This is a genomic window from Oceanobacillus sojae, from assembly GCF_007991515.1.
Classification (GTDB): domain Bacteria; phylum Bacillota; class Bacilli; order Bacillales; family Amphibacillaceae; genus Oceanobacillus; species Oceanobacillus sojae.
The window spans coordinates 12,489-30,932 of record NZ_BJYM01000003.1 but is presented as its reverse complement, the minus strand read 5'-3'; the positions used below and the strand labels follow the sequence as shown (position 1 = coordinate 30,932).

At 37.3% G+C, this 18,444-nt stretch carries 21 protein-coding genes; 8 read left to right on the top strand and 13 right to left on the bottom strand.

Translation table 11 applies throughout. The features are described from left to right. Positions 1-136: 136 nt before the first annotated feature. The 5 genes from OSO01_RS03790 (at position 137) to OSO01_RS03770 (ending at position 4,608) form a co-directional block, all read left to right on the top strand. Positions 137-499, top strand: a complete 363-nt coding sequence (locus tag OSO01_RS03790; protein ID WP_147208877.1) for a PadR family transcriptional regulator — start codon at positions 137-139, stop codon at positions 497-499. Then, positions 486-1,484 carry an HAAS signaling domain-containing protein gene (locus tag OSO01_RS03785; RefSeq protein WP_147208875.1) on the top strand — a complete coding sequence of 333 codons (999 nt, stop codon included), beginning with the start codon at positions 486-488 and terminating at the stop codon, positions 1,482-1,484. Before OSO01_RS03790 ends, OSO01_RS03785 begins: the two co-directional genes overlap by 14 nt. A gap of 497 nt (positions 1,485-1,981) precedes the next feature. After that, positions 1,982-2,743 carry a polyphosphate polymerase domain-containing protein gene (locus OSO01_RS03780; protein ID WP_147208873.1) on the top strand — a complete coding sequence of 254 codons (762 nt, stop codon included), beginning with the start codon at positions 1,982-1,984 and terminating at the stop codon, positions 2,741-2,743. A gap of 1 nt (position 2,744) precedes the next feature. Continuing rightward, a complete protein-coding gene (locus tag OSO01_RS03775; protein ID WP_147208871.1) occupies positions 2,745-3,428 on the top strand; it encodes a DUF4956 domain-containing protein in 684 nt (227 codons plus the stop codon). Between the two features lie 199 nt (positions 3,429-3,627). After that, on the top strand, positions 3,628-4,608 hold the full coding sequence (locus OSO01_RS03770) for an NAD-dependent epimerase/dehydratase family protein (RefSeq protein ID WP_147208869.1): 981 nt from the start codon (positions 3,628-3,630) through the stop codon (positions 4,606-4,608). A gap of 327 nt (positions 4,609-4,935) precedes the next feature. Here OSO01_RS03770 and OSO01_RS03765 read toward each other — a convergent pair whose 3' ends face one another. The 13 genes from OSO01_RS03765 to OSO01_RS03710 form a co-directional block, all read right to left on the bottom strand. Continuing rightward, positions 4,936-6,078 (bottom strand): 5-methyltetrahydropteroyltriglutamate--homocysteine S-methyltransferase, encoded by a 1,143-nt coding sequence (locus OSO01_RS03765; protein WP_147208867.1) that lies wholly within the window; start codon positions 6,076-6,078, stop codon positions 4,936-4,938. A 187-nt stretch (positions 6,079-6,265) separates the two neighbouring features. Continuing rightward, entirely contained in the window at positions 6,266-6,616 is a 351-nt protein-coding gene (locus tag OSO01_RS03760; protein ID WP_147208865.1) for a DUF2200 domain-containing protein, read from the bottom strand. A 14-nt stretch (positions 6,617-6,630) separates the two neighbouring features. After that, positions 6,631-7,614, bottom strand: a complete 984-nt coding sequence (locus OSO01_RS03755; protein ID WP_147208863.1) for a tRNA dihydrouridine synthase — start codon at positions 7,612-7,614, stop codon at positions 6,631-6,633. Positions 7,615-7,855: 241 nt separating this feature from the next. Next, entirely contained in the window at positions 7,856-8,275 is a 420-nt protein-coding gene (locus tag OSO01_RS03750; protein ID WP_147208861.1) for a VOC family protein, read from the bottom strand. A gap of 87 nt (positions 8,276-8,362) precedes the next feature. Then, entirely contained in the window at positions 8,363-8,824 is a 462-nt protein-coding gene (locus tag OSO01_RS03745; RefSeq protein ID WP_147208859.1) for a DinB family protein, read from the bottom strand. Between the two features lie 73 nt (positions 8,825-8,897). Beyond that, complete coding sequence (locus tag OSO01_RS03740; protein ID WP_147208857.1) at positions 8,898-9,377, bottom strand: DinB family protein; 480 nt, start codon at positions 9,375-9,377, stop codon at positions 8,898-8,900. A gap of 89 nt (positions 9,378-9,466) precedes the next feature. Further along, positions 9,467-10,957, bottom strand: a complete 1,491-nt coding sequence (locus OSO01_RS03735) for a M3 family oligoendopeptidase (protein WP_246145030.1) — start codon at positions 10,955-10,957, stop codon at positions 9,467-9,469. A gap of 33 nt (positions 10,958-10,990) precedes the next feature. Further along, positions 10,991-11,260, bottom strand: a complete 270-nt coding sequence (locus OSO01_RS23635; RefSeq protein ID WP_246145027.1) for a hypothetical protein — start codon at positions 11,258-11,260, stop codon at positions 10,991-10,993. A 135-nt stretch (positions 11,261-11,395) separates the two neighbouring features. Then, positions 11,396-11,806 carry a DUF3021 family protein gene (locus OSO01_RS03730; RefSeq protein WP_147208855.1) on the bottom strand — a complete coding sequence of 137 codons (411 nt, stop codon included), beginning with the start codon at positions 11,804-11,806 and terminating at the stop codon, positions 11,396-11,398. Between the two features lies 1 nt (position 11,807). Then, positions 11,808-12,257, bottom strand: a complete 450-nt coding sequence (locus OSO01_RS03725) for a LytTR family DNA-binding domain-containing protein (protein ID WP_147208853.1) — start codon at positions 12,255-12,257, stop codon at positions 11,808-11,810. 22 nt (positions 12,258-12,279) lie between these two features. After that, positions 12,280-13,026: an ABC transporter permease gene (locus OSO01_RS03720; RefSeq protein ID WP_147208851.1), complete on the bottom strand. Its 747-nt coding sequence runs from the start codon at positions 13,024-13,026 to the stop codon at positions 12,280-12,282. Between the two features lie 16 nt (positions 13,027-13,042). Then, the gene (locus OSO01_RS03715; protein WP_147208849.1) at positions 13,043-13,942 is read right to left on the bottom strand and encodes an ABC transporter ATP-binding protein; all 900 of its coding nucleotides are present in this window, start codon (positions 13,940-13,942) and stop codon (positions 13,043-13,045) included. 252 nt (positions 13,943-14,194) lie between these two features. Further along, positions 14,195-14,800 (bottom strand): class I SAM-dependent methyltransferase, encoded by a 606-nt coding sequence (locus OSO01_RS03710; RefSeq protein WP_147208847.1) that lies wholly within the window; start codon positions 14,798-14,800, stop codon positions 14,195-14,197. Between the two features lie 308 nt (positions 14,801-15,108). On the opposite strand from OSO01_RS03710, the gene OSO01_RS03705 reads away from it, so the two are divergent. The 3 genes from OSO01_RS03705 to OSO01_RS03695 all read left to right on the top strand — a co-directional run bounded on the left by OSO01_RS03705 (position 15,109) and on the right by OSO01_RS03695 (position 18,441). Then, positions 15,109-16,836: an ABC transporter ATP-binding protein gene (locus OSO01_RS03705; RefSeq protein ID WP_147208845.1), complete on the top strand. Its 1,728-nt coding sequence runs from the start codon at positions 15,109-15,111 to the stop codon at positions 16,834-16,836. A gap of 363 nt (positions 16,837-17,199) precedes the next feature. Then, positions 17,200-17,874, top strand: coding sequence for a DUF899 domain-containing protein (locus tag OSO01_RS03700; RefSeq protein WP_147208843.1), 675 nt, complete (start codon positions 17,200-17,202; stop codon positions 17,872-17,874). A gap of 96 nt (positions 17,875-17,970) precedes the next feature. Beyond that, positions 17,971-18,441 (top strand): DinB family protein, encoded by a 471-nt coding sequence (locus tag OSO01_RS03695; protein ID WP_147208841.1) that lies wholly within the window; start codon positions 17,971-17,973, stop codon positions 18,439-18,441. The last annotated feature ends 3 nt before the right edge of the window (positions 18,442-18,444 follow it).

Below are 18,444 nucleotides of genomic sequence, written 5' to 3'. Positions count from 1 at the left end.
TGTATCAAATTATTTGCTAAATGACCGACTTTTATGAAAAAGGATGCTTATTTGATAAAATATTTTACAACAAACTTTAATATGCACTTTACAATAGTGTTTGTCATACACTATAATGAATATAGGAGTTGATTACATGACTGAGGCAAAGGAACATTTAGATAAAATCATGCAGGAATTGCGTAGAGGAACCATTACAATTGGCGCACTAAGCCAGCTTTCAGAGCCGCAATACGGGTATTCCCTCGTAACGATGCTCAGTGATAAAGGGATACATGTTGAGCCTGGAACATTATATCCCTTGCTGAGAAGATTGGAAAAACAGGGACTACTGGAAAGTAAATGGGATACAAACGAATCAAGGCCGAGGAAATATTATTTACTGAGTAAAACTGGAAAAGAAGTTTTTGATTTACTGGTTACAGAATGGAAAAGTATTGCTGCAAGTCTGGATCAGATCATAGAAAATAAGAGAGGTGACGAAAATGGAGATGATTAATCGGTATATTTATGCGGTTACTCAAAAGCTGCCCCAATCGCAGCGGGAGGATATTGCAATTGAACTGCGCGGGTTAATTGAAGATATGCTGGAGGAACGGGCAGGGCAAGGGAACGGTAAAGAAAATGATGTAGAAGAGGTCCTGCTGGAACTGGGCAGCCCAAGGTCATTAGCTGATAAATATCGGGGGAAAAAGAAATATATCATTGGCCCAGAGCTTTTTGACACCTATATTTTAGTGGTGAAGATTGTTCTCATTGTTATGAGTTCTCTAATAGGTATTGGATTTATCATCCAAACTATTTTAGAGCCAATGTCTATTTTAGATCATTTTATTGATATGATTGTTTCTGCCGTTACAGAACTTCCACAGGCTTTCGGCTGGGCGACATTCTGGTTTGCTATCGGTGAGCTGTACGGTGGAACAAAGCAAAAAGATTTAATCGGAAAGGAATGGAAACCCGCTGACTTATCGCCCATTCCAGATGAAAAGAGACAAATCAAACGCAGCGAGTCGATTGTCGGAATTATTTTCTACACGATTATCATTGTATTTCTTGCCTTTTCGAATGAGTACTTTGGAATTTGGGTGTTTCAGGATGAATTTAATGGTGTTGTTCCATTTTTAAATGAACAAACCTATGGCTCCTACTTATTGTTTATTTTTCTCATATTTGGAGCTGGAATTATCAAAGAATGCCTTAAGCTCGTTGCCGGGAAATGGACGTACAGGTTAGCTGCTTATACAACAATTGTAAATGTCATATCGATGGCAGCAATACTGTTTATGATTAGCGGACCTGATTTTTGGAACCCTGAATTTATGAACCAATTAGTAGAAGCTGGTGTGGTTACGGCCGGTTCTGAAGCATTTGATACAATAACCACGATTTGGAATCAATCTACATTTTGGATTCTTATTCTATTTATTGTCGGTTTAGTGTGGGATGCTGTGGATGGATTTATAAAGTCACGAAAAAAATAAATGCTCGCTGATGACGCATGGTTGAATGAAAGATAATTCAATCGTGCGTTTATTATTTTCGCAGGCTTTCAATGTTGGTAAAATAGGAGATTGTTGATTCATTCATATCTTCCTTTTGTTTAAAAAAACATTTTTTCCTGTTTATATACGGTTTTACAAACCACCCATTTTTTATAAACAATGGATGGTTTGTTTGGGCATTTATTCGCTCTTTCCCTCGCCATTTCCGCCCACTTATTTATCCACTCATATTGTCTTTTCGAACAATTCTCTTCATTAATTAATTTTTAAATAATAACGTTCATTTTTACACTGAAGGCATTTGGATCAAAAGCTCTAAATTTCAATCTTTTAAAAACCGGAGAACACCGCTTGAGTATATTAGGCTGCCCAGTAACGAATGAGCTACATTTATTTTCTCATAGAGTTCTAACCAAATTTTAATCGCCTTCTTACCCAGTTCACTTAAGCTGTTATATAAAAGGGAGGTGAAAAAATTGGCAATAGAAATTTTCAAAAGGAAAGAGCAAAAATATCTGATTACGTTAGAACAATATTCTCTCTTACTGGAACAAATAATGCCTTATATGCGATCAGATACATTTGGAACAGATGGAAAATATATTGTTAGCAGCTTATATTTTGATAGCAATGATTACAAAATTTATTTTGAAACAAAGAATAAATTGGCTTTCAGGCAAAAACTGCGTCTGCGCACCTATAATGAAACAGGCATTGATGGAACAGCTTTTTTTGAGGTGAAACAAAAACATAACAAAGTAGTCAACAAACGCAGGATGTTACTTCCATTACAAGAAGCATACCTCTATATGGAAAAAAGGGATGAGCAGCATTTAAACAGCTTTCATACATCTAATTTACAAGTACTTCGTGAAATCGATCATTTTCGAACATTATACGAATTAAAACCAGAAATGATTGTTAGTTATGACCGACATGCACTTCACGGAATAGATGATCCTAATCTGCGTATTACATTTGATTTTGACCTGCGCTGCCGCAACGATGATCTGCTTCTGGAGCATGGTTCTGAAGGAGAGTATTTTATTAATCGCAATCTAATTGTATTGGAAGTAAAAGTAAATGATAGTGTTCCATTATGGTTAACCCGCATTTTGCAGGCGCTTCAATGCGAACAGCGAAGTGCCTCTAAATACTGTACCAGCATGGAATTGTTACAGAGAAATCAGCTCCCGGGTGATGTTGAAAGAGAATACGTATCAATAGGAGGTATATAAAATGGATTTTATTAATAAAATATTCGGTTTACAAGCTAGTGAGCCATCTAGCGTTTATATGATATTACTTGCATTAGTCATGGCAACCTTATTGAGTTTGATTATTACGAAGATATACATAATCACATTTACAGGCGAACGTTATGCACAATCATTCGTACACACCATTATTATTTTGAGTATTATTGTCTCTGTGATTATGAATGTGGTTAGTGACAATGCCGGCGTTGCATTTGGCTTATTTGCTATTTTTTCACTGATTCGGTTCAGAAGTGCTGTCACCAATGTTAAAGATATTGCGTATATTTTCTTTGGTCTTTGTGCCGGCATGACATGCGGACTTTTTCGATTCGATTTAGCAATCATACTCACTTTATTTGCTTGTTTAGTTCTTTATTTGCTTTATAAATTTGAATATGGAAAAGGGAAAGATACACAAATTTTGAAGGTAACTGTACCAGAAAACTTGAATTATGAAAATTTGATGCATGACGTGCTTGCTGAATATACACTAAGTTCTTCTTTGCGCCAGGTAGAAACTACTAACCTTGGAACAATGATTTTGTACACTTATGCTATCCGCATGAAAAATGAAGTCGCTGATAAAGAATTGCTGGATCATATTCGCGAAAAAAATGCTAATTTAAAAGTGTCCATTACTTATATAGAAAATACAGATGGATAGGTAAGTTAGATATAGCAAAATACTTTACGTAAAGTGAAACCTCATTCAGTTGAGGTTTCACTTCTAAATTATATTCCTACATGTATTTGTGAATATTTTCACAAATATGCCACAACCTGCACATTCACACCCATTTATACCTGCTATACTAAAGATAGAAACATTGATCAAACATTCACAAATAAGGAGGAGTTCACATATGAAAAACGTTTTTATTTTAGGAGGTACAGGATTACTCGGGTACCATACCGTCCGGGAATTACTGAAACGGGAGTACAAAGTATCTACGGTCGCACTGCCTCCAATGCCGGCGCCAGAATTGTTACCGCCGGAAGTTGAGTGTCATCTTGGAGATATCAACGAAATGACCGATGAACAAATTTTAGATATATTAGCTGGTAAGGATATGTTTATTTACGCTGCAGGAGCAGATGAACGAATGGTTCCTGAAATACCAGCGACTCATTTTTTCTACGAAGCAAACGTGCTTCCAACACAGCGTTTAGCTCGTCTCGCAAGAACTGCCGGAGTAAAAAAATTCGTCATTTACGGTTCTTACTTTGCGCATTTTGCGGAAGAATGGCCAGAGCTTAATCTGAAAAAACAGGCCTATCCAAGAACAAGACTATTGCAGGAAGAAATAGCCTTCATGGAAGGAGAAGGCCAAATGGATGTTATGTCTCTGCGCCTTCCATATATCTTTGGAACAATGCCGGGACGCACTCCACTGTGGGCAATGTTTCTCCCGCAAATTCAAGGAAAAGAAGTTGTACCGGTACTTGGCGGAGGAACAGCTATGGTTACTGTACAGCAGGTGGCTGAAGCAACTATCGGAGCTTTAGAATACGGCAGGCACGGCGAACACTATGCCATCTCAGATACAAATATGAAACATAAAGATTTCTTCCAAATGATTGCTGATGAACTCGGACAACACGACACCGTAATCCAAGTCGTTCCACTCGAACAAATGAAGCCTGCTATGGCACAATATGATGAAAAAACAGCTGCTGAAGGAAAAGAACACGGAATTCATCAAGCTGTTGCTGCGGAAATTCAAAATCGTGATGCGTATATCGATCCAAATGATACAATGCCGCTCTTAAAATATAATAAAGCAGATATCCGCCAGGCAATTGTCGAGACAATTGAGCGTTGTCTTGAGGATACGAAAAATTAATATGTAAACATGATTTATCTCTCTTCTTCACATCCGAACGTTCCATCAAAATCTGGACTCGTTCGGATTTTTTACGAGGTTCCTCATAATGCTTCCTTCGCTCACTTTTCTTTTATACTGATAAACTGAACATCTAATTCCCCACTTCAACATTTATCCCACAAATTCTTCACCTAACTACAAAGAAACTGGAATTATATTATTCTTTTCCATAAAAATACCCTTTGGACTCATCCTATCCAAAGGGTTAAAAAGTGCAGTTTTATTTTAATTTTAAAGAGGTAACCTGCAAACAATAACTATAAGGACAACGTGTTAAGCTTGCGTTCATTTATCAATAGATGCTTTATCCCAAACATTCTCAGCTATTTGAATAATATGCTTCATCTTGTTCCACTGCTCTTCTTCCGTTAAAATATTCCCTTCCTCCGTACTGGCAAATCCACATTGCGGGCTTACTGCTATATTTTCTAAAGGAATATATTGACTAGCTTCTTTAATTCTTCTATTAATTACATCCTCATCCTCCAGCTCTGGAAACTTAGATGTAAACACGCCCAGCACTACTTCAGCATCACGGCGTTGAATATTCTCCAATGGTTTAAAATCACCACTCCGCTCATTATCATACTCTAAGAAAAATGCATCATACTTCAGTTTATCAAAGGATGGTGCAACATAATCATAGCCGCCATCAGCGTGAATATGCTTTGATTTAAAGTTGCCCCGGCACATATGAACGGAAACAAGAAGGTCTGCCGGTTTATCCTCTAAAGCATAATTAGTTGCATCAATAATCAGCTGAAGTACTTCTTCTTTTGATAAATCAGTAATTCCTGTCATCAAAGATACAAAGTTCTCATCAGCAAAAGTAGTCAATGTTGTTTCATCGAATTGAATGTATCTGCAGCCAGCATTATATAATTGCCGAATAACCTCACGATATGCTTTCCCTAAGTCACGGAATAATGCACGTGCATCAGCATATACTTTCTTCTCATCTTCAGTTACATTCCGGTAAAATATAACACCCGGAGCCGGAATAGCGACTTTAGCAACTTGTGTTCCATCTCCATATTTCTTCACTAGGTCATTAAGATATAAGAAATCATTAATAAGGGCATTATTTTCATCAAATTCAATTTTGTCCTTAATTTCATAGCTCACTCTGCGAACTTCAACACCATCAGCAAACTGTAAGCCACTATCTATTTCTACCTTTTCTATTCCTTTTAAACTGACAAAGAAATCCAAGTGCCAAAAGCTTCGTCTAAAATCTCCATCTGTAATTGCTTTTAACCCTACATCAATCTGCTTCTTAACAAGCTTTTCAATCTCCTGATCCTCTACCTCTCTTAACGCCGCTCGATTAATTTCTCCGTTCGCATAGCTTGCTCTCGCCTGTTTGACAGGATCAGTTCTTAAAAAACTCCCCACATGATCTGCTTTTAAAGGTAATTTACTTGTCATAATATACGCTCCTCCTTCAAATTCGTTTTCTTAATTATAAGTAAGTATACAAGGATGCTTTGATATATCCTAACACTGAAAATCTATCTGTTGCCATAGCTTCAAGCTATATCAAATGATTTTTGATTCTATGAATAAAGAGACACTGATTCTTTTATACCGAATCAGTATCTCTTTACGTTCATAATTATTTCCTTAATATCTTCTCCATCGCCTTACCCTTCGCCAACTCATCAATCAGCTTATCCAAATAACGAATCTCCCTCATCAGCGGGTCTTCAATATCTTCTACCCGCACCCCGCAAACCACACCTTTAACCAAGGAACGTGAATCATTCATCTGGGGAGCCTCATCAAAAAATGACTCAAAGGTTACTTCATTTTCAATTTGAGTTTCCAGTTCTTCCTGACTATAACCTGTCAGCCAAGTGATGATTTCATCGACTTCTTCTTTTGTACGGTCTTTCCTCTCCGCTTTGTTCACATAATGAGGATAAACGCTAGCGAAAGTCATTGTGTATATACGATGTTTTACCATGGCATAGCCTCCTTTTACGGTTCAGTTACTACATCTTCTGTTTCCAAATGAAATGTATCCAATAACTCACGAACTTCATCCGTAGTTTCTGTACTCATCAATTGATGTCTTAATTCACTAGCTCCTCGGAACCCGCGGACATAAATTTTAAAGAATCGCCGTAATGGCTTGAAAGCACGAGGCTCCAGCTCTGAATACTTATCATGGAGATCTAGCTGTAATCTTAACAGGTCTAACAGCTCCTCACTGCTGTGCTCCCGCGGCTCTTTTTCAAATGCGAATGGATTCTTAAAAATCCCGCGTCCAATCATCACACCATCTACACCAAACTCTTCTACAAGCTTCAGTCCTGTTTCCCGATCCGGAATATCTCCATTGATCGTTAACATCGTATCAGGAGCAATCTCATCACGGAGCTTCTTAATCTCTCCGATTAGTTCCCAATGCGCATCGACTTTACTCATTTCTCTTCTCGTACGCAAATGAATGGAAAGATTCGCTATGTCCTGCTTAAATACATGCTGCAGCCAGTCACGCCATTCGTCTATATTCGAATAACCCAGCCTTGTCTTAACACTGACAGGAATTCCGCCGGCTTTTGCGGCCTGAATAATTTCTGCTGCCACTTCCGGACGAAGGATCAGGCCACTTCCCTTTCCTTTGGAAGCAACATTAGGAACAGGACATCCCATATTAAGATCTATCCCTTTGTACCCCATTTCCGCCATACCAATACTCATTTCCCGAAAATTATCTGGTTTGTCTCCCCAAATATGGGCTACGATCGGCTGTTCATCCTCCGTAAAGGTCAAACGTCCCCGCACACTATAAATTCCTTCAGGGTGACAATAACTCTCCGTATTCGTAAACTCTGTAAAAAATACATCTGGGCGGCCTGCTTCAGCTACAACATGACGGAAAACAACATCTGTTACATCTTCCATCGGCGCCAATATAAAAAACGGTCGTGGTAAATCACGCCAAAAATTATTTGCCATTTCTTAATTTCAATCCTCTCATTTATCATTGGATAATAAATTATGCACTTATCCAATGTGGTAAAGCAGAAATAGACTCTGCTTCTTTTTTATTTTGTCCATGATTATATTATCACAAGAGGGTTGGTGTGTACAAAAAGACTTGATTACGATTTGCACGCATTCAATCAAAAAAGAGCTTTGGAGCTTTAAAGCCAATCTTTTTGAATACTCTTTTCTACGCGTTCCCGTTAAATCATTGCTATCTTTCTTCTAAATATTTTTCCTTGAACTGCGGACTAAGCTCGCTCCACACATCAAATTTATTACCATCTAAATCATAGAAAACAAAATTCCTTCCTGCATGTCCTCTGTTTTCAACCTCTCCAATTCTAACCTCACTGGCTGTCAACTCTTCATGCAATGCTTGCAAAGATTCCAACCCGTCTACTTCAAATGTTAAGAAAAAGCGTTCTTCACCATAAATATCAGTAAAATTCGAGGTTTGATCTTTGGCTGATTTCACCAGAAAAATACTTTGATTTGCCAGGTTTAATATAGCTTTATCCTCATCTTTATATGATACATCTGCACCTAATTTATCCACATACCATTCAGATGATTTCTCTACATTTGTTACCGGAATATAAGCAGTTCCAACTCTTAATAATTGTTCGCTCATTTAAAATCCCCTTTCTCACTCCTGATATTTATTTCATTTACTTTTTTTAATATCAAATAAGGTATTAACACTGGATCCGGCAGATAGTTATCCTTCTAAAAGTAATTGCTTCATACTTTTTATAATACCCATGTGCAGATTTTCGTGATTCATATGAAAAACAAACATCTCACCTAATGTTTCCATGCCCAGAAAAGGCTCTTTCAATGGATCATTCAGGTGCCCTTTACATGCCTGTTCAATAACAGCCGGCTGCTTTTCAAGCTGCATTATTATCTCCTTCATTGACGGAGGCTGTTCTGTCCAATGCGCTGGTTTACTGCCTCTCGGAAACAGCAAATGATAAGACAGGTGGAGCTGTCTCTCCTTATTAACGCCTGGAAACATTGTATTATCCCATCCTGTTAAAATATGGCCGGCATTCCATCGAATACTATTATTATGCCCCTCCGGCACCTGATCAGCTAATTTTTCAGGAATGGTAAGAAGAAACTCCACAGTCCAGTTACGCCATAATTTCATTTGTTGAAATAATTGTTCTTCCTTCATCGCATTTTCTCTCCTGTCAAAAACATATTATTCTGGGTAATGATTCATGCCGGATATTTAATATAAAGGAATCCTACTCATCAAATAACCCTCTTCTTATCAAATTCGCTGTTACCGGTGATCTCCCCAGTTCACGTGACCATACAGACAGCTGACCAATATGATGTATTTCATGTGCAATGACATGACGCATAATTTCTCCATACTTAAAACAAATTGTCTTCCCGCTGGAATCCGTTTCTGAAAGGATTTGATGCTCCATTTCGCTGGTCCAGGAAATAACAAAAGGTTCAATCTCCTGATGACACATCCTTGAAAATTCCTTCACTTTTGCTAGACTTGCATAAGATTCAAACGGCGGCTCCTCAGGACAGGGCTCACCTTTTAATTCTAAAATCCAGCTGTATTCCACGTCTATAATATGAAACAACGTGTAGAGGATACTTCCCACTCCTCCCGCCCGCTCCTTTAATAATTCTTCTTCAGAGACACTCTCACACCACTTAAACCAATCGTCACGAACCTGCCAGTTATATTGAAACAGTTTTAACATGATAAAGTCCTCCATTTCAGAATCATTTTGTATTATAATATTTGCTTTTAAACCTGAACTTTCATTAACCAATCACACGATATCGTTCATCAGGATATAAGGCTCATAAACTCCTCAACATCCTTCACACATAACTTTATCCCCTTTTCCCAAAAATCCTCAGTAGTAATATCCTCTCCCAAATGCTTCATAGCTAAATTTTCTAATGACATACTTCCCGAATCCCGAAGTAATGCGATATACTCCTTTTCAAATGACTTTCCTATTTCTTTCGATTTTGCATAGAGACTGAGTGCGAATAAATATCCAAATGTATAGGGGAAATTGTAAAACGGCGATGTTGTAATATAATAATGCGGTGTCCATATCCAAGAGCGCAATGAAGGATTATCAAATGACCTGTCATAAGCCATATTAAAGGCTTCCTTCATAAGTTCATTTAAACGCTCGACCGAAAGCCTTCCTTTTTTGCGCTCTTCATAAAAATTCTTTTCAAACAGAAAGCGGGAATGGATATTCATAAAATTCATCACGCTTCGTTTTAATTTTTCATCAAGTAAAAACAATTTTTCTTCCTTCGATTCTGCCTTTTCTAATACGGCATCTAGTATGACCTGTTCTGCAAAAAAGGAAGCCGTTTCCGCAATACTTAATGGATATTGTCTATTGCTTCCATCCACTGTTTTCATCGCATCGTTATGGAAAGCATGACCCAATTCATGTGCCAAAGTTAGTACAATTGTAATCCCTTCTTCATATGTCAAAAAAACCCTTGATTCACCAGTACGTGGAAAGCTCGCGCAAAATCCTGCAGTCGATTTATTTGCACGGTTTTCGGCCTCTACCCACTCCTTTTCAAAGGCTTGCCGGGCAAAGTCCCCCAATTCATTTCCAAAATGGCTGAAGCTTTCCAAAATAAAACTCACTGCTGCACCATAGCTCATCCTTTGCTTACTCTCTCCAACCGGTGCCCAAAAGTTATACGATTGCATTTTTGTATCACCGAACATTTTTGCCTTTCCCTCTAAATAATTGGTAAATGGTTTTTTATATTTATTTATAGCCGACCACATCGCATTTAATGTTTCCGCTTTCAAACGATTTTCTATTAAAGGCTCTGTTAATATATGAGGGAGTTTTCTGTTTTTATACACCTGTAGCCGGAAACCTGCTATGTTATTTAATATTTGTGCAAACAGCTCTTCTTTTTCCTGCAAAGCATCCTCTAAAGCAATATGAGCTGCTTTACGGATATCCTCGTCGGGATGAGACCGTAAATTAAAGGTTTGACCGATAGATAGCTCCCTGGATTCTTCTCCGAATGGCACGTTAATCTTTATTTTTCCTATCAGTGAATTGTAAAACTGCCGCCAAGCATGGTACCCATCCATCATCAGGTCTGAAACCAGTCTTTCCTCCTTCTCGGAAAGTAACATCTTTGCTTTTTCCCGCCACATTGTAAGAATAAATTTATATTCATTTAAAGCTTTTGTTTCTATTATTTCGATCCACAGATCTTCATTTGTTTCCAGAATAATATGTTGAAATTTTTTGATAACTGATTCAAAACGGGCATTCATCGCAGAGGTAACCCCTCTAAGTACTACAGCACCCTAGTCTTTTGTATTTTGCGCGGTAAGACAGGTTATAAAAGAATTAGCTTGAGATAACTTTTCCTGAATATCTCCTATGTTCTTTATGACTGATTCAATTCCTAGTGATTGATTTATCTCTAAGAGATTATCAAAGAGACTTAATTTTTCTTCCATTTTAGTGATTTCCAATTCTAATTGTTTTACATAGTTATTAAATGATGGCGACTCACTTCCACCTGGAAACAAATTATCCAGATTCCACACTTTTTTATACTTTGTTTCAGTCATACTTATCCTCCCTCATATTTAAATAACCGGCTAATCAGAACGTATATTCTTATATTAACACACCAGAAAATAAAAAGAACCCTTTCTGAAAATGTTTTTTCAGGATGAGTTCTTTCATAAGAAGTGTAACTCTGTTTATTTATTTTTTGTCAGATAATTATTTAAAGTTGTTTCCACTTTCTTAAAGTAAAGGAACCATCCAAACCAGTTTAGCAGATATAATAAGCTAAATGACAGACTGCTTCCTAAGATAACTGGTGCATTAAGAGGTATCCAGCCAACCATACTGGCAATAATAAGCCAGACACTATAAGAGAGAATAAAATGAATAATGGACTTTTTAACGAGATTGCTGCCGCTGTCTCCAAAAATAAGCGAGGAGACACCAAAGTATACTCCTAATAGCATACTGGCTCCCATATGCATCCAAATTTCTGAAACGTTGGCTTCGTATTCATTAAATTTCATAATAGTGAGGGCAATAAACGTTAATATACCTCCAAAAGCTATTCCAACAACAGACCGCTTTAAAGCTTCGAGTATCATTTTACTGCCCTCCTTGAATTAATTTTTCTTTAATGGCATTTACATATTTCCGTGTAATATATTCCTTGCTTCCGGACTGAAAATAAACACATAAATTTCCGTTAAAGGAGGCTTCAAATTTTTCAATACGATGAATATTTCCGATAACAGACTTTGAAAAGCGCATAAAATCATAGGAAATCAGGAATTCCTCCACTTCATAGAGCTTCATTTTCACTTCAATATGCGAACTCTTGGACACAGCATATATTTTTCTTTTCTCGGCATAAATGTAATCAATTTCCTTTGGCTCCAAAAGCACCGTTTGTTCCTGATTTACACCTGGTAAACGCTGCTGTTTTTTCTTATTGATCATATTTACGAGCTCCTGCAGCTCCTGTGTCCATTCCTTCGCTTGAATGGTTATCCGCGTCTCTTCATGGCTATCATCGATATCGATGTTTATTTTCATTCCATCTCCCCCATATCTCCCGCTATTTTACGGCTCTTTTCAGAAAATAGGGATAGCGGATGATGGCAATAATAAATGCTGCTGCCCCGATTGCAAATAATACAACCAAAGTTTGGAGAAGCTCCGGTACCTGAGTCGTTCCTGCCATAGCATCCTGAAAAGACTGGTGTGCCCAGTACTGAGGCAGAAAGTGAGCGATTGTCTGCATAAAGTCCGGCATCATTTCAAGCGGCATCCATAATCCGCTCAGCATCGCTCCACCCAGAGCAATGATTTGTGTGAGTGCAATTCCCATATTTTCTGTATTTACAGTAAGCGCCATTGCGAGCCCAATTGCTGTCACTGTAAACGTAATGAACAAGGACAAAATCAACAAAATGATTGGCTGCCCCAATGAAACATCATAAACTACTTTTCCGAATAAAAATAACACAACAATCTGAATAATCACAATAAAAGTAAATGGAAGCCATTTTCCAAGCAGATAATAATAGCTTTTGAGCGGTGTGCTTGCAAGCCTGGCTGTCATCCCTCTATTCCTATCTTTAATAAACACCTGCACCATCGAAATCATAATAAAAAATACAAACATCACGATATATCCCGGCACAATGGACTGAATAATTTCCTGATTGACTACTTCATTATCACCTGTTGTAAATACAGAAATAAATAAAACAGTAAATAAAATAGGCAGAATCAGCATCCAAAAAGCAAGCCCTTTATCCTGCAAATGCTTCTTTAATTCAACGATCATAATTGCATTCATTGTAACACCTCCTTATTTAGTCTCTCAAGTTACTTCCAGTTAATCTGAAAAAAACATCTTCCAGCCGGGGATGAACAAGCTCCATTCTTTCTACATCCAGACGATTCTCCCTGCAGTAGGAAATAATATGCTCCATTGCCTCCAGGGCTTTTTCTGTATAAAGTATAAATGCTCCATCTTCCTGCGATACGGTTCCATATTGTTCTAATTTGTCCTGAGGAATGCCGCTTCCTTTTACATAAATGGAGGGAACAGCATATTGCTGGAGTAATTCACTTATTGCGCCGTTTTCAATCATTTCTCCGCGATCAAGAAATGCTACGTAATCACAGAGCTTTTCAACCTCTTCCATATAATGACTGGCATAGATTACTGTCTTTCCAGCTGTTTTCAGATCTTCAATCATTTTAAAAATATATTTTCTTGATTGAGGATCTATGCCGACAGTCGGTTCATCCATGATAATCAGATCTGGGTTATGCATCAGTGCACACCCAATATTTAGCCTGCGCTTCATCCCTCCTGAAAACGCAAATACTTTATCTTTCCCCCTCTCACTGAGGCCAATTAGTGCCAGCACTTCTTTTATCCGCTGATTCAGACTGTTTCCTTTTAAATTGTATAACCTGCCAAACAGCTGTAAATTACTGAATGCTGAGATGTCCTCTTCTAAAATAATATCCTGTGGAACATAGCCTAATTTCTGCTTTGTTTTGTCAGTGATTCGTTTTTCATTAAATTCGATTTTTCCTTTGTAGTCGCGAATAATAGATGTAATCATTTTAATTAATGTGGATTTACCTGCACCGTTGGGGCCGACCAGCCCATAGCAGGCTCCTCCAGGAATGGTAATGGAAACATGTTTTAAAGCCTCTGTTTTATCGTAATGCTTTGTTACGTTATTAATTGTCAGCATGGTCACCATCTCCTTTCACTTCTATTATGGCAAAGGAAGGGAAGGCTGCGGGAAGGAATGGTATAACATGCGGGGGAATATGTATGAAATGCTGAAAACTTTGTATAACATATATTGAGGTTGGAGAATAGTTCTGATTACTGGAATAGGCGTGTATAACATGTTAATTATTTGACGTAAAAAGCCCTTTAGATAAACCAATCCAGAGGGCAAAACAACATATCTCTTTTTCGGAACATTTTTTTGCATACATTAATTAACTGGTTTCGCCCAAATCAAATATAAGGAACCTGCTAAGTAACGTTCTTCCCTGATAAGCTTTACATCAGACTTTTCTACAATAGCAGAAATATTCCTGTTCTGATGACATCCCACAGCTCTTAATGCCAATGGATCCACTATTTTTTGCATTCCTGCCAGGAGCTTATTTGTACTAATACCATGCTCCAGCATAAGTATTTTCCCTTCTGGCTTACACCACTTTTGAAACTGATTCAGGACCTCGACAGGCTGTTGGTAGGCGCAAAAGCTGGTAGAGGATATGATTGTATCAAAGCTGTTCTCATTAAAATCAAGTCTTTCAACATCTTTTTGGATTAGTGTAGTTTGAAATGGATAATCCTGTGCCGCACGCTCTGCTTTTTTCAACATTTCGTGACTAAAGTCCACCCCAGTCAATTCAATATCTCTACTGTAGAAGGGAAAATTAAGACCCGAACCAATAGCGACCTCCAAAACCTTTCCCTCTGCTTCTTGAAAAATCCGTTCGCGAAACCTGTACAATTGATCATTTTTTCGTCTTTTATCATATTTTTCTGCCTGCTTGTCAAACTTTTTAATTAGTGACTTGCGATCCATATCATCCCTCGATTCTTTTTATCTATTAGGTTAAACTTATTGCAATTCACCTGATAGTTCAATCCTTTTCACAGTACCTAGTCATAATAATTATAAGAATTTACGGAATTGACTATTATTTTTACCCTGTTATAATAAATGCAATTAATAAGAGTTGGGAGGAAATAAAATGAGGCTAAATAAAACAAACACAGTGATTGATCGCATATACGGAACTTTTTTGGAATGTTTACGATGTTGATTTACCAATAAAATAAACATCCTTAATTTATTGGTAAATCATTACCAAACATATTAAGGAGACATTAATGAAAATTAAAAAATTTATATCTTATTACAGGCCATATAAGAAGATTTTTGCTGGTACTTTGTTTGCATCATTATTAGTCACAATTATTACGCTCTCGATTCCGCTAATCATAAAATATATGACGGATAACCTGATAAATAACTTTTCTCAGGAAAATGTATCTTTTATCTATTTGTTAGGGGCATCCATGATTGCGCTAATCCTGATCCAATTTCTTGCTCATATTTTTGTTGATTATTATGGGCATGTTATGGGGAACAGAATGGAAAAGGATATGAGTGAGGAACTGTTTCACCATATACACCGGCAGCCACATTCGTTTTTTGATACTAACAGTACAGGTAATTTATTATCCAGATTAACGCATGACTTATATAATTTATCCGAATTATATCATCATGGTCCGGAAGATTTGTTAATGTATATATTAAGATTTTTCGGGGCTATTATCATACTTTCCTTTATAAGTATGAAGCTGACACTCGTACTGCTTCTCTTCGTCCCCATTTTTTTGGGCATCACATGGTATTTCCAAAGAAAGCTTTTCCATGTTTATAAGTCTGACAAAGAAATGACAGGAGAAATTAGCGGTTTTCTGGAGAATTCATTAAACGGAAGCAAGGTTACAAAGGCATTCACAAATGAAAAAAGTGAATTGGAACAGTATAAAGATTATAATAAACAGCTTATTGAAATTAAAAAGCTGGTTCACAAAAATGAAGCATTTTATAGTGAATCAATAAATTCGCTCACACAAGCACTTCCGATCATCATAATCGTAACCGGTTCCTTATTAATTTTACAGGACGACATTACAATTACTGACTTATTAACGTTTATTTTATATATAACTTATATCACAACACCAATTCAAGTGTTTGTTAAGCTGACTGTTCAATATAGAGAAGGAATATCCGGTTTTAATCGATTTTATGAGATTTTAAAAATCGATCCAGCTATTAAAAACTCAGCGAAACCACAACAATTAGACAATATACGTGGCAATATAGAATTTAAAAATGTTACCTTCCGTTATAACGAGAAAAATATAATTAATCATTTAAATCTCAAAATCAATGCGGGTGAGTACATTGCTTTCGTTGGACCGTCCGGAATAGGGAAATCGACGATAGCCTCGTTAATACCAAGATTTTATGATATACAATATGGGCAGATACAAATAGATGGTATGGATATCAAAGATTTGGAATTAACTGCATTAAGGAAGCAGGTTGGTATCGTTCAGCAAGATGTTTATATGTATTCCGGTACAATAATAGATAATATAAAATACGGGAAACCAAATGCAGATGAGAAAAGTGTTATAGAGGCAGCAAAACAAGCCAATGCACATGATTTTATAATGCAGCTGCCCCATGGCTATCAAACATTAATTGGTGAAAAAGGAGCTAAATTATCCGGTGGGCAAAAGCAAAGACTTAGTATTGCTAGAGTCTTTTTAAAGAACCCAAAAATAGTCATCTTTGATGAGGCTACGAGTTCATTGGATAATAGGAGTGAGAGAATCGTACAAAATTCATTAGAACGATTGTCTGAGAACCGCACGACGATTGTCATTGCTCATCGCCTTTCAACGATTAGAAATGCGGATAGGATATACGTTTTTTCTAATAAAGGGATTGAGGAAATTGGCACGCATGAACAATTGATGAAAAACCATGGATATTACAGGAGGATGTATTTGGAAACATCCAGTACAGATTAATATTTTTTTAAATGGTCAGAAAAAATGCTACATGTGTTTTTTAGTAAGTTTTATGAATATAACTTATTTTGAAATAAAAAAATCGCTATTAACAGGAAATTAATAGCGATTTTTTTGTTTTAGAATTTTTTTGGCAAACGCATTCCATCTTCCATTCATTATGTATGTGGAAAAAATTAAATGGGACATCGTCTTAGCAGTCACCGCACTGAATAACAATGATTTGATCCAAAACAAGCAGGAACATAGCAATTGAGAAGAATTATATAAAAACGAAGAATGCTAAGATAAAGAAGAAGCATCAAAACAGTCCATATCTATACAAAGCAACATATCATTTACTTATGAAAGGAGAGATTCGTCATGCCAGAAAAGAACACAGCATTGCCCGAGATTGTCTCCCGTGATGAATGGCATACTGCACGCAAGAAATTGCTAAAAAAAGAAAAGGAAGCCACTCGTGCTCGAGATGTGTTGGCTGCAGAACGCCGCAGGCTGCCAATGGTCCCTTTGGAGAAAGAATACATGCTTGAAGGTCCGAACGGTACAATCCGTTTATTAGATCTATTTGCAGGACGTCGTCAGCTTCTCACCTATCACTTTATGTTGGAACCAGGAGATGAAGCACCCTGTTCTGGATGCTCGATGTTTGTAGACAATATTGGCCACCTTGCCCACCTGCATGCCCGTGACACTTCCTTCGCGCTTATATCTCGCGCACCATATGCTGAAATTGGCCAGGTAAAGAAGCAAATGGAGTGGACAATTCCATGGTACTCCACGTTTGGTCATAAGGATTTTAACACAGATAGCGGTGCTGGATCAGGCTTCGGTCTGAGTGTTTTCCTTCGTGCCGGCAGCAGTATTTACCAAACCTACTTTACATCCTGGCGCGGTATCGAGACGCTCGGCAGTAACTGGACATTCCTGGATCTGACACCTTTTGGACGCCAGGAAACCTGGGAAAACTCACCGGATGGATGGCCGAAAACAAAGCCATATCAGTGGTGGCGCCTTCATCATAAATATGATAATTAATAGGCATACTCCAAAATGGATTATATGATTTTTATTACCTGATATCTTCGGGAAGATTGCGATAAGGTCGATATTTTTTAAAGAGGAGATAATCATATGACTGAATTAGTTTTTAAACAATTTGAAATGACCAGAGGCTGGTTTATTAAGGTTGCAGAATCCATTCCTCAAGAAATAGCCAATATACAGCCAGATATTTTTAATAATAATATCCATTGGCATATAGGTCATGTTTTAACGGCCTGTGAACAATTAATATTTGACTTTCCCGAAAAAACGAACAACCTTCCTGACAATTATGTTGCATTATTTGAAACAGGTACAAAGCCCGCTGATTGGAATGGAGATATACCGGATGTAAATACACTGATTGCTCAGCTGAAGGATCAATTACAGCGTCTCAAACAAATTCCTCCCGGACAATTACAGGAAAGAATTGAAAAACCTTTCTTTGGACTGGAAACCTTTGGAGAGTTAGCTGGTTTTATAAATGTTCATGAGGCCGTTCATATCGGAAAAATAGAAGAAATGAAACGTGTGATAGAATTTCAGGCATTTAAAAGCTAACCT